The 12,731-nt window shown below is 67.4% G+C and carries 9 protein-coding genes and 1 riboswitch; of the genes, 5 read left to right on the forward strand and 4 right to left on the reverse strand.

What is annotated here, in order from left to right; all coding sequences use genetic code 11:
• Positions 1-36: 36 nt before the first annotated feature.
• From AC3EDY_RS06060 to AC3EDY_RS06075, 4 genes are read right to left on the reverse strand one after another with little or no spacing between them, the layout of a single operon-like run.
• Positions 37-774, reverse strand: a complete 738-nt coding sequence (locus tag AC3EDY_RS06060; protein ID WP_488571584.1) for an ABC transporter ATP-binding protein — start codon at positions 772-774, stop codon at positions 37-39.
• An 11-nt stretch (positions 775-785) separates the two neighbouring features.
• The gene (locus AC3EDY_RS06065) at positions 786-1,769 is read right to left on the reverse strand and encodes a FecCD family ABC transporter permease (protein WP_488571585.1); all 984 of its coding nucleotides are present in this window, start codon (positions 1,767-1,769) and stop codon (positions 786-788) included.
• Entirely contained in the window at positions 1,766-2,701 is a 936-nt protein-coding gene (locus AC3EDY_RS06070; RefSeq protein WP_488571586.1) for an ABC transporter substrate-binding protein, read from the reverse strand. Before AC3EDY_RS06070 ends, AC3EDY_RS06065 begins: the two co-directional genes overlap by 4 nt.
• A 31-nt stretch (positions 2,702-2,732) precedes the next feature.
• Positions 2,733-4,640: a TonB-dependent receptor plug domain-containing protein gene (locus AC3EDY_RS06075; RefSeq protein ID WP_488571587.1), complete on the reverse strand. Its 1,908-nt coding sequence runs from the start codon at positions 4,638-4,640 to the stop codon at positions 2,733-2,735.
• Positions 4,641-4,750: 110 nt separating this feature from the next.
• Positions 4,751-4,944, reverse strand: a riboswitch (cobalamin riboswitch).
• Positions 4,945-5,093: 149 nt separating this feature from the next.
• On the opposite strand from AC3EDY_RS06075, the gene AC3EDY_RS06080 reads away from it, so the two are divergent.
• From AC3EDY_RS06080 to odhB, 5 genes are all read left to right on the forward strand, one after another.
• A complete protein-coding gene (locus AC3EDY_RS06080; RefSeq protein WP_488571588.1) occupies positions 5,094-6,398 on the forward strand; it encodes a cell wall hydrolase in 1,305 nt (434 codons plus the stop codon).
• A 206-nt stretch (positions 6,399-6,604) separates the two neighbouring features.
• The gene (locus AC3EDY_RS06085; RefSeq protein WP_488571589.1) at positions 6,605-6,970 is read left to right on the forward strand and encodes a hypothetical protein; all 366 of its coding nucleotides are present in this window, start codon (positions 6,605-6,607) and stop codon (positions 6,968-6,970) included.
• A gap of 275 nt (positions 6,971-7,245) precedes the next feature.
• Positions 7,246-8,208: a malate dehydrogenase gene (mdh, locus tag AC3EDY_RS06090; RefSeq protein WP_488571590.1), complete on the forward strand. Its 963-nt coding sequence runs from the start codon at positions 7,246-7,248 to the stop codon at positions 8,206-8,208.
• Between the two features lie 278 nt (positions 8,209-8,486).
• The gene (locus AC3EDY_RS06095; RefSeq protein ID WP_488571591.1) at positions 8,487-11,324 is read left to right on the forward strand and encodes a 2-oxoglutarate dehydrogenase E1 component; all 2,838 of its coding nucleotides are present in this window, start codon (positions 8,487-8,489) and stop codon (positions 11,322-11,324) included.
• Between the two features lie 45 nt (positions 11,325-11,369).
• On the forward strand, positions 11,370-12,668 hold the full coding sequence (gene odhB / locus AC3EDY_RS06100) for a 2-oxoglutarate dehydrogenase complex dihydrolipoyllysine-residue succinyltransferase (protein WP_488571592.1): 1,299 nt from the start codon (positions 11,370-11,372) through the stop codon (positions 12,666-12,668).
• The last annotated feature ends 63 nt before the right edge of the window (positions 12,669-12,731 follow it).

The raw sequence follows: 12,731 nt of genomic DNA on the forward strand, positions 1-12,731 counted from the left end.
CCGGGCAGGATAGGAAGCCCGAAAGTGGGAAGCGGATCAGCCGATGGCAAGCGCCCGGGTGCGCCCTTCCCCCACCCATCGCGCGGTCACGCCCCACACCCGCAGCAGCACCGGCTCGGCCAGCGCGACGCCCGGCGCGCCACTCGCCGCCACCACACCCCGATCGAGCACGATGACGTGATCGGCGTGGTTCATCGCCAAGGCCAGATCGTGCAGCACGAGGGCAACGCCCGCGCCCTGCCCCGCCAGGCGGCGAAAATGCGCCAGCAGGGCCTGTTGATGCGCCAGATCGAGCGCGGCCAGTGGCTCGTCGGCCAGGACCCAGCGCGGCGCGCCGGCAAGCACCCGCGCCAGAAGCGCGCGGGCGCGCTCGCCCCCCGAGAGCGTGCCGATCTCACGCCCGGCCAGCGCGTTCAGATCGAGCGCGTCGAGCGCCGCGGCCACAGCGGCGGCATCGTCCGCGGCAGACGCACGGTGGGGCAGGCGGCCCAGCCGCACCAGTGTTTCCACCGTCACGTTCCACGCCACTTCGCCCGCCTGCGGGAGATAGCCGATGGCCATGGCCCGCTCACGCGGGGCAATGGCATCGAGCCGGCGCCCGCCCAGGCAGACCTGCCCGGCATCAGGCGCAAGCAACCCGGCCAGCGCGGCCAGCAGCGTGGTCTTTCCCGCCCCGTTCGGGCCGCAGATCGCGGTGACGCGCCCGGGCAGCAGACCTTCCCGCACATTATCCAGGCGCCCCGTCACGGTCACGGCATCGGCACGAAGTTCCATCGCGGCGTCCTTTATGCAAGACCGCGCCGCAGGCGAAGCAGCAGGTGCAGGAAAAACGGCCCACCCAGCAGGCTGAGCGCAATGCCGAGGCGGAGTTCCCCCGCCGCGAGGGGCAGGCTGCGGCACAGGGCATCGGCCACCAGCAGCAGCAGCGCGCCGGCAAGGGCGCTGGGCAACAGCAGACTGGACGGGCGACGATCGGTGAACGGGCGCACGATATGCGGCACCATCAGTCCGACAAAGCCGATGACGCCGGCGGCGGCCACCCCGGCCCCGACCACCAGCCCGACGCCGAACACGATCATCCAGCGCAACGCGGCCGGATCGAGCCCCAGCGACCGCGCCGCCAGTTCCCCCAGAGTCAACGCATCGAGCAAGGGCCCGGCACGCCACAACAGCCCCAGCCCAAGGGCCGTCAGCGGCGCGGCGAGCGCTACATCGTACCAGCTGCGATCGGTAAGCGCGCCCATCAGCCACGTAACGATCTCGCTCAGCGCAAAAGGATTGGGCGCAAGGCTGATGGCCAGGCTGGTGAGCGCGCCGGCCAGGCTGGAAAGCATCATCCCCGCCAGTGTGAACAGCACGATGCCGCCGGCAAGCCCCGTGCGCGGGCCGGAGGCGATCAGCGCCAGCAGCACCATGCCTCCGGCGGCGCCGGCGAGCGCCATGACCGGGAGCACGAAAGGCTGCACGGCAAAGCCGGTGAACAGGGCCAGCACCGCGCCCAGCGCAGCCAGCGGTGCCACGCCGAACAGGCCGGGATCGGCCAGCGGGTTGCGCAGATACCCCTGCATGGCGGCCCCCGCCCCGCCCAGCCCCGCCCCCACGACCAGCGCGAGGACGGCGCGCGGCAGGCGCAGCTCTGCCAGGATCGCCGTGGCATTGGCCCCTGCCGGATCGAACGGATCGATCCACACCTGGCCGGCAAGCAGGCTCACGGGAAACAGCACCAGCAGCGCGGCGCACAGGACAAGCGGCAAGGCAGGGCGGGTCATCGCGTCACGTCCGGCGGCTGGCTTTCCAACTGGCGGCGCACCGCCACCAGCCGGGCGAGCAGGCGCGGGATGGTGGGGCCGCCGCAATAGATGAGATCGGGCGCGACCGGTACGCGCGTGGTGCGATCGAGCGCTGCCAGGGCAGGGTGAAACAGCAGGCGGTCTTCATCCGGCCCGAATCGGGCGCCTGGCGCCCCGCGGGCCGAGCCCACCGCCAGAATGACGCGCGGCGGATCGGCCAGCATGCGCTCCAGCGACCGCCGTTCTGCCTGGCCGGGGCTGCGCTGCGCGCTGACGCTGGCAAAGCCGGCGCGGGTCATCAGGTCTGCCACCAGCGTGTGCCGGCCCGGCACCAACCCGCCGAGTTCCCACATCACCGCGGGGATCGGCACATGGCCGGGCGGTGGCGTGGCTGCGACGACGGCACGATCGATCTGCGCGACCAACGCCGCACCGCGCTGCGGATGCCCGGCCCAGGTCGCCAGGCTGCGCACCTGATCCCGCGCGGCGTCGAGCGAATGCGCAATGCCCACCGTCTCGACGCGCAGACCCATGCGGCGCATCGCCGCCAGGCTGGCCGGATCGGTATAAGTGCTGGCAACGACCAGATCGGGATGCAGCGCCAGCACGCTTTCCACAGCGCCGTCGGTGGCGGGAAAGCGCCGGGCCTGCGCCAGATCCATCGATGTCTGCGCCGGATCACGGCTGTAGGAGGAAAGCGCCGCGATCTGTGCCGGATCGGCCACTTGCGCCAGGATCGCGTCGCTGCACGGGTTGAGCGACACGATCCGTGGCAGGCGGCCGGCCAGCGCCGGATCCCTACCATCCGGCGCCACCCGGGCGCAGCCGGCCAGCGCCAGACCGGCAAGCGCCAGACCGGCAAGCGCCATAAGGCCGTGCGAACGCAGGCAGGACACCAGGCGATTGGTCACGCCAAGGCAACTCCTTTGGCAAAGGGCCGCATCAATAGCGCAAACGCACGCCGCCGAACACGGACCGTCCCAGCGCGCCATAGCCGGCGGCCGTCACCAGCGGCCGGTCGAACAGATTCTCCACGCGCCCGAACAGTTCGGCCCGGCGCAGCACCGGCAGGCTGGCGCGCAGCGTGGTAACGCTACCGCTCTCCAGCTTTACCGTATTCGCCGCATTGTTGAACGTCTCGGATTGAAAACGAACATCGGCGCCAAGCGTAAGCCCGGCCCAGAACGTGTTCCAATCGAGCGAGGCGGTCAGCGCATGGCGCGGCCGGCGTGCCAGATCCTTGCCGAACGTGGTCGCGCCGGGCGTGCGATCGGTCGCTTCGGTATAGGCATAGGCGATCCGGCCATCGACCCGGGGGCTCAGCGTGGCGCCTACCTCGAGTTCCACCCCTTGCGCGCGCGCCGCGTCCACGTTGTCATAAACGCCGTCGAAAATGCCGTTGGGCCGGTTCTGGCACACGAGGCTGTCGTTACGGTAACACGATACATAGTCGATCAGGCTGCGCGTATCGCGGCGGAAGGCCGTCACGCCGGCGCGAAACGTCCCATCGGCGCTGGCATAGGCAAGGCCCAGGTCATAGCTGCGGCTGCGCTCCGGGCTGAGATTGCGATTGCCGTAATCGGGCGAAAACAGCTGATAGAGCGTGGGCGCACGAAAGCCTTCGCCATAGCTGGCGTTCAGGCGCAGGCCGGGCAGCACGTCCACCGTTCCATTGGCCCCCAGGCTCCAATTGCTGCCGAACTGGCTCTGTTCGTCATAGCGCACGCCGCCGGCAAGGCTTGCCTTGGCACTGTACCAGCCCAGCATGGCGTGGCCGCTGGTAAGATGCGCGCGCTGCCGCGCATCGAACGTGCTGTCGAACCGGGTCCATTCGCGGTCGGCCCCGAAATCGAGCGCGAAACCGGACGGCAGCGTGTAGCGCCCGTTGAGCTCGACCCTTTCGCTGCGGCCGTTGTAGCCATATTCGAACGTATCGTCGGCCCCGCCGGTGTAATAGCGCCGGCGCGTATCGGATAGCGCGTAAGCGGCGTTGAAAGTAAGCGCGCTGCCCGTGAAATTCAGCCCGGCGCGGCCGAAGAACTGCCGCGTGGTGCTGTATTCCGGCGTATCGCCGAAGGTATAGGTCGGCGCGGGATAACCGTCGATCTGCGTCTTGCCATTGGCATAGCGCGCGGTCGCGAAAAGCGAGAGCGTGTCGGTAAGGTTGAACCGGCCCTTGCCCCCGACACGCCATTGGTCATAGCCGTCGCGCTCGCTGCCGCTGGCCGCGGCCGAGACGCCATCGGTGGTGACATAGCCGCCGTTGACCGAAAGCGCATAACGCGCGCGCTCGACGCCCGCGATGGCATCGGCGTTATAGGAATTGCGCGATCCCGCCTCGGCCGAAGCTGCGACGCCATCGATTTCGCGCGTCGTGATGGCGATGACCCCGCCGATGGCGGAACTGCCCCAGATCACCGAGTTCGAACCGCGCAGCACCTCGATCCGCTCGATCCCGCCAGTGGTCAGCGTGCCGAAATCGAACCCGCCCGAGGCTGCCGCGGGATCTTCCGCCCGCGCTCCGTCGATCAGCACCAGGGTGTGCTGCCCTTCCCCGCCGCGCAGGCGCACGGCGGTCTGCGCACCCAGACCGCCGGTGCGCGAATAGGTCAGGCCAGGCACGCGTTCGAGCACGCGGGTCAAGTCCTGCCCCTGCACCGCCTCGATCGTCTGCAATGGCAGAACGGTGATGGCCTGGCCGGTCTGATCCAGCGCGATGGCGTTGCCGGTAGCCAGCACGGTGATCTGTGCACCGTCAGCGGCGCCCGCATCGGGTGCCGGCGCCTCCTCTGCATGCGCGGGAACGGCCAGCACGAGAATGCCGGCCAGCACAAGTGGCGATGTCTTCATGACGTTTCCTCCCGGCCGATGGACAGTCTTGCCGTCCATGGCGGGAGGTCCGCCGGGCCTTGGGGGCGGAAACTCACCACGCTTGCGCCCGGTACACCCCGCCCGGCCGCGGAACGACCACACACCGGCAGGTTTCCTGGCTCATCCGGAGTCATCGCGACACACCGACCTTCCCAGCCCGCAAAGGGCCAGTGGCGCACAAGGGCGTGGCGCTCTTCCGGAAACAGTTGCGGGGGCAGCGCCGGTTTGGTCCGGCTTCCCTCTTAGCCCGCGATAAGCGGGCACCGGTGGCGTCGCGCCAGTCGATAGCGCGGCATGCCCGAAGGGGCAAGCCCTCAGCACCGGTTAACCAGACCGTAGCAGCCTGTGCCTTATCGGGACGTGACCGAATCCCGCCGTGCATGGCTTGAACTAGCCGCCTAACGCGGGGTGGAAAGGCCAGCCGTCGCATACATGCCTCAGCCGATTCCTCCTGCCGGCGCCACGCCCACTCTGCCGCCCGAGGCTTTGATGCCGCCGCTGGGGCAAGAGGCGCGCCTGTGCGCCGCGCAGCGCAGGCAGGCCGAAGCGGCGCTGGTCGCCGGGCTTGTGCTGCCGCCGGTGCGCCCGCGCGATTTCACCGCCCGCATCCGCCGCCGCGACATGACATCGTGGCGCTATCAGCATCGCCCGTTTTCCCGGCTGGCGGAGCGGGCGGCCGGCATTGCCGCGGTCGGCGCGCTGGGCCTGGCCCTGGGCGCGATCGGCTGGGGCTCCCCCGGAATCGTCCCGGCCGCGGCCCGCAACCCGACCGAAAGCCTGCAGCCGTTCGAACGTGCTGGCGAAAGCTTCCCCGGCTCGGCGTTCTATTTCGTTTCGGCGCGGGATAGCGGCCTGCTTGCGCCACAGGATGCCGCGCGCGCCTGGGACCGGCAGATCGCGGCGATCCATAGTGACGCGGATGATGGCACGCCCTTTTCGGCATGGGCGCGCAATCCCGCGGCGCGGCCGCTCTTTGCCACCGGCAGCGGGGAAGACCGCTGGCGCGCGCTGCAATGCCTGACGACCGCCATCTATTACGAGGCCGCGTCCGAACCGGATGCCGGCCAGCGGGCTGTCGCCCAGGTCGTATTGAACCGCGTGGCCCATCCGGCGTTTCCCAAGACCGTGTGCGGCGTGGTCTATCAGGGTTCTGAACGGCCCGGTTGCCAGTTCAGCTTTGCCTGCGACGGGGCCATGGCGCGCAGGCCGGTGCGGCAATTCTGGGACCGCGCAAGCCGCGTGGCCGCCGATGCGCTGGCCGGCAACGTTTTTGCCCCGGTCGGCCTTGCCACCCATTACCATACCGGCGCCGTCCATCCCGCCTGGGCCGACACCCTCGCGTTCATCGGCACTATCGGCGCGCACCGCTTCTATCGCTGGGCAGGGGCGGCCGGGCAACCGGCCGCGTTCACCGGCAGCTATCGCGGCGCCGAACCGCTGGCAGCCCCCCATCCGCGCACCTGGGTGCCGGCGGCAGCCGATCTGGCCGATCCGGTCACGCTGGAAAGGGCCTTCGAACAGGGCCGGATGGCTGTGCTGGAGCGCGCGGCAAGCACGGCCGGCGGCCCTGCCCCGGCAGCGTCCGGCATGGCCGGGCAGTCATCGCGTGCAGCCATACCCGCCGGGGGATCGGCGCCAGGCGCACCGTTGCCCGGTGCCCCCGACCCGCAATTGCGCCCAGAAGCTTCCGAAGCGTTTGAAAACGCGGAGAAGTGGATCGCCCAACCGCACGGTTGACCCCGACTCGCAGCGGCGGCGGGCCGTGCCCGGCAGATCGCTGTCAGCCTTACAGCATCAACACCGCGTTTACCGTCTCGTCTCACGCCCTGTTAGCGCGCCGGCCTTACAAGAACGGTCGCGCCTTCCGGAATTTCACCCCGGTGGCGGCTTGTTGGGAACGGCCGGATCATCGGCAGCGCAACACAGACGGAGACCAATCGCGCATGCTGCGCTTTGCCCCTCGCTATGGCATGATTTCGCCCTGTCTGCGCCGGCCTTCAGGCCCGATCCCGCGCGCGGCCAACGACAACGCCCTTTCCGTCCGGCACAGGCAGCGCGCCACCGTGCCCCCGGCACGGGCCATGGCCGGCCGTGTGGCCGATCATCTGCCGGCAAATGGATTGCTCGCGGCGGCGCTGCGCCTGTTCGCCAATCACGGCCATGCGGCAGCCGCACATGCGGCAGCGGCGGCTACTTATGCCGCCGAGGCGGGCGATCAACGCAGCGCGGCATGGTGGACCGAAGTGTGCCATACGCTCGATCAACGCCGGGCGGCCGTCCTGCGTCGACAACTGATCGAACTGGGCTGAGCGTCAGGCCTTCGCGGCAAAAGCGCAAAAGGCCAGCAGGGCAGACGATGAACGGCACATTTACCGCTTATTGCTATTGCGAACTGATATCAAAGAAACCCGCGGATCCGCGCTTTTTGCGGTTGCAATCCCCGTCCGGCGGGCTTAGGTGCCCCTCCACTTGCCGGCAACCCTTCCCGTCTCGCGGGCGCGGGGGGACCTCCATCCCGGGGGCTTGAGTTGGCAACGCTTGAACGCTTGTCCCGCGACGTCTCCGGGAAAGGACCGTAAAGCACATGGCACGCAAGAAGATCGCGCTGATCGGCGCGGGTAATATCGGTGGCACTCTGGCGCATCTGGCCGCGCAGAAGGAATTGGGCGACATCGTCCTGTTCGACGTCGTGGAAGGCGTTCCCCAGGGCAAAGCTCTCGATCTCTCGCAGTGCGGCCCGGTCGAAGGCTTCGATGCCAAGATCACCGGGACCAACGATTACAAGGACATTGCCGGCGCCGACGTGATCATCGTGACGGCCGGCGTGGCCCGCAAGCCGGGCATGAGCCGCGATGACCTGCTGGGCATCAATCTCAAGGTGATGAAAGCCGTGGGCGAAGGCATCCGCGACAATGCCCCCGACGCCTTCGTGATCTGCATCACCAACCCGCTCGACGCGATGGTCTGGGCACTGCGCGAATTCTCCGGCCTGCCGCACAGCAAGGTGGTGGGCATGGCCGGGGTGCTCGACTCGGCGCGGTTCAGCACGTTCCTGGCTTGGGAATTCGGCGTTTCGGTGCGTGATGTGAACTCGTTCGTGCTGGGCGGCCACGGCGATACCATGGTGCCCGTGGTCGAATATTCGACTGTTGCCGGCATCCCTGTGACCGATCTGATCAAGATGGGCGCTTCCACCCAGGAAAAGATCGACGCGATCGTCGCCCGCACCCGTTCGGGCGGCGGCGAAATCGTCGGCCTGCTCAAGACCGGTTCGGCCTTTTATGCCCCCGCTGCTTCAGGCATTGCCATGGCCGAAGCCTATCTGAATGACCAGAAGCGCATTCTGCCCTGCGCCGCCTATGTCGAGGGTGCCTATGGCGTCGAAGGCCTCTATGTCGGCGTGCCGGTGGTGATCGGCGCCGGCGGCGTGGAGAAAGTGATCGAAATCAACCTGGACGACGCCGCCAAGGCCAACCTTCAGGTCTCCGTTGACGCGGTCAAGGAATTGCTGGTGGCCTGCAAGGGCATCGATCCCGCGCTCGCTTGACGGCACACGGCCTGCGGCGGGCCCTGGCCGCCGCAGGCCGTGCAGCGGCATTATCCTTAAGATCCGTTCGGGCCGTGTTGACCACGCGCACTTACAGGTCTCTCATCGGGTCCGGCCCGTCCCGAACGCCGTGCGGGACCGTCCGCGGCCAGCCGGAATCGCCAACCGGAATCAGGGCCGGCGGAAGACGATACTGACAGGCAGCCCGGCTCGGGTTCGTTGGACTGCCACACCCTTTTTTCCGAAGCCCTTTTTAGGGGCAAAGGAGTAAATCGATAATGGGACAAGAAGTGCACGCGTTCGAAGCCGATCCTTTGCAGGATGCGCCGCAGCAGGGCCCTTCGTGGCAGTCCAAACGTTGGCCGATCACCGATGCCCTGGCCGGCGATGACCTGACCCGTGCGCTCGATCCCATGGCGCTCAAGGTCGAAGTGGCCAAGGCCGCCAAGAAAGCCGGTGCCGTTCTCGACGAAGCGGCGCTGGAACAGGCCGCCAACAGCAGCCTGCGCGTGATGCTGCTGGTCCGCACCTATCGCGTGCGGGGCCACCTTGCCGCCGATCTGGACCCGCTGGGCCTCGCCAAGCAGGACCTTCCCGCCGACCTCAGCCCCGAATACCACGGCTTCCAGCCCGAAGACATGGATCGCAAGGTGTTCCTGGGCGGCGTGCTGGGCCTGCAATGGGGCACGGTGCGCGAAGTGGTGCAGATCCTGCGCCGTAACTATTGCGGCAAGATCGGCCTGGAATACATGCACATTTCCGATGTGGAGGAGCGCAAGTTCCTGCAGGACCGCATCGAGGGCGGCGACAAGTCGATCGACTTCACGCCCGAGGGCAAGAAAGCGATTCTTTCGGCCGTCGTCCGCGGCGAGCAGTACGAAAAGTTCCTGGGCAAGAAGTACGTCGGCACCAAGCGCTTCGGCCTGGACGGCGGCGAATCGATGATCCCCGCACTGGAAGCGGTGATCAAGTACGGCGGCCAGCGCGGCGTGAAGGAGATCATCTACGGCATGGCCCATCGCGGCCGGCTGAACATCCTCGCCAACGTCATGGCCAAGCCCTATCGCGTGATCTTCCACGAATTTTCGGGTGGCAGCGCCAATCCCGAGGATGTCGGCGGTTCGGGTGACGTCAAGTATCACCTGGGCACGAGTACCGACCGCGAATTCGACGGCACCAAGGTGCACATGAGCCTGCTGCCCAACCCGTCGCACCTGGAAACGGTCGATCCGATCGTGCTGGGCAAGACGCTGGCCCAGCAGCAGTTTCGCGACGATGTCGGCCCGGGGAAGCACAAGCAGGTGCTGCCGGTGCTGATCCATGGCGACGCGGCCTTTGCCGGCCAGGGCATCGTGTGGGAATGCTTCGGCTTTTCCGGCGTGCAGGGCTACAATACGGGCGGCTGCATCCACTTCATCATCAACAACCAGATCGGCTTTACCACCAGCCCGCAGTTCTCGCGCGGATCGCCCTATCCGTCGGACGTGGCCAAGGGCGTGCAGGCGCCGATCATCCACGTCAACGGCGACGACCCCGAAGCGGTGACCTTCGCCTGCAAGCTGGCGATCGACTATCGCCAGCAATTCGGCCGCGACATCGTGATCGACATGTGGTGCTATCGCCGCTTCGGCCACAACGAAGGCGACGAGCCTTCGTTCACCCAGCCGCTGATGTACGCCCGGATCAAGAAGCACCCGGCGGTCTCCACACTCTATGCCGAGCGTCTGGCGGCCGAAGGCGTCATCGACAAGAACTGGAAAGGCGAAGCCGAAGACCACTTCACGGCCACGCTGGAAAGCGAATTCGAAGCCGCCAAGAGCTACAAGGCCAACGAGGCGGACTGGTTCGGCGGGCGCTGGGCCGGTCTCAACAAGCCGGCCGACCCGGTGACGGCGCGACGCAACGTGGCGACCGGCATCGAGCAGAAGCTGTTCGACAGCCTGGGCCGCACGCTGACGACGATCCCGGAAGGCCTCACCGTCCACAAGACGCTGGGCCGCGTGCTCGATGCCAAGCGCGAAATGTTTGCCAGCGGCAAAGGGTTCGACTGGGCGACGGCCGAAGCGCTGGCCTATGGCAGCCTGGTCACCGAAGGTTACAACGTGCGCCTGTCGGGCCAGGATTGCGGCCGCGGCACATTCAGCCAGCGCCACGCGGTATGGGTGGACCAGACCGACGAGCGCAAGTACGTGCCCCTGGCAACGCTGCCCCACGGCCGCTTCGACGTGTTCGACAGCCCGCTGTCCGAATACGGGGTGCTGGGCTTCGAATATGGCTATGCCAGCGCCGACCCCAAGACGCTGGTGCTGTGGGAAGCGCAGTTCGGCGATTTCGCCAATGGCGCGCAGATCGTTATCGACCAGTACGTGGCCGCCGCCGAAGCCAAGTGGCTGCGTGCCAACGGCCTGGTCATGCTGTTGCCGCACGGCTATGAAGGCCAGGGCCCGGAACACTCCTCGGCCCGCCTGGAGCGCTATCTCCAGCTTTGTGCCGAAGACAACCTGCAGGTGTGCAACATCACCAGCCCGGCCAACTACTTCCACGTACTGCGCCGGCAGATGCACCGTTCGTTCCGCAAGCCGCTGATCATCATGACGCCCAAGTCGCTGCTGCGCCACCCGCTGGCGAAATCGACCGCGGCGGATTTCCTGGGCGCTGCGCAGTTCAAGCGCATCCTGTCCGATCCCGCGGCGCCCGAGGATCAGGATACCCGGCGCGTCGTGCTGTGTTCGGGCAAAGTTGCCTATGACCTGATCGAAGCGCGCGATGCCGCCGGCATCACCAATACCCAGATCATCCGGATCGAGCAGCTCTATCCGTTTCCCGGAGAGCCGCTGGCCCTGCGCCTGTCGCGCATGACCAGGCTGGAAGACGTGGTCTGGTGCCAGGAAGAGCCCAAGAACAACGGCGCCTGGTTCTTTGCCGAACCGCTGATCGAAGACGCGCTCAAGGCCGCCAAGAGCCAGGTGGGCCGCGCCCGCTATGCCGGCCGTGCTGCCTCCGCTTCGCCGGCCACCGGCCTTGCCAAGCGCCACAACGCCGAACAGGCCGCGCTGGTCGCCGATGCCCTGGCGCTTTCGGTGCGCGAGGAAATCCGCCGCAAGAAAAAGGCCTGACCGGCCGTTTCGTCCACCTGCATTCTCCCCAAGGAACACCACGTCATGTCCATCGAAGTCAAGGTTCCGACGCTCGGTGAAAGCGTCAGCGAAGCGACGGTCGGCCAGTGGCTGAAAAAGCCCGGCGAAGCGGTCGCGCTGGACGAACCCATCGTCAGCCTGGAAACCGACAAGGTCGCCGTCGAAGTGCCTGCGCCCGCTGCCGGGGTGATGGGCCAGATCATGGTTGCCGAGGGCGAGACGGTCACGGTCGGCGCGCTTTTGGGCACGGTGGAAGACAGCGTGGCCGCAGCCGGCAATGCCCAAGTCGCCCCGCGCGAAGAAAAGCCGGTTGCGCCCGCATCCGACACGGTGGCGCCGGCCGCTGCCCCTGCATCCGTCGCGGCGCCTGCGCCCGCCGCCGCTCCCGCGCCTGCCGGTGCGCCTTCACCGGCCGGTGACGATGCTGCCGCCGCCGCGCTTTCGCCGGCCGTGCGCCGCGCGGTGCTGGAACACGGCATCGATCCATCCACCGTCAAGGGCACCGGCAAGGATGGCCGCCTGACCAAGGAAGACGTGCTGGCGGCTGCCCAGGCCAAGGCCGCGTCTCCCGCCCCCGCCGCAAGCGCCGCCGCGCCGCTGCCGGCCGCCGCTGCCGGCCCCGGCCGCAACGAGGAACGCGTCAAGATGACGCGCCTGCGCCAGACTATCGCCAAGCGGCTCAAGAGCGCGCAGGAAACCGCTGCCCTGCTCACCACGTTCAACGACGTGGACATGTCGGCGGTGATCGCTGCGCGCGAAAAGTACAAGGACGTGTTCGAGAAGAAGCACGGCGTGAAGCTGGGCTTCATGTCGTTTTTCGCCAAGGCCTCGTGTCTTGCGCTGAAGGACATTCCGGCCGTCAACGCCCAGATCCAGGGTGACGAGATCGTCTATCACGATTATGTCGACATTTCGGTGGCAGTTTCGGCACCCAACGGGCTGGTCGTGCCGGTGGTGCGCGACGCCGACAAGCTTTCCTTCGCCGGCATCGAAAAAGCCATTGCCGAATATGGCAAGAAGGCGCGCGACGGGGCATTGACCATGGAAGACATGAAAGGCGGCACGTTCACCATTTCCAATGGCGGCGTGTTCGGCGGCCTGATGTCCACCCCGATCATCAATCCGCCCCAGTCGGCCGTGCTGGGCCTGCATCGCATTGAAGACCGCCCGGTGGTGCGCAACGGCGAGATCGTGATCCGCCCGATGATGTACATCGCATTGTCTTACGATCACCGCATCATCGACGGGCGCGAGGCGGTGACCGCGCTCAAGACCATCAAGGAAGCAATCGAGGATCCCACCCGCCTGCTGATCGATCTTTGACCGGCAGGCCAACCCGCGCGGGGCCGAACGGCTCGGGCACGCGGGCGTGCATGAAACGAACTT

Source organism: Novosphingobium sp. DS6-6, assembly GCF_057784975.1.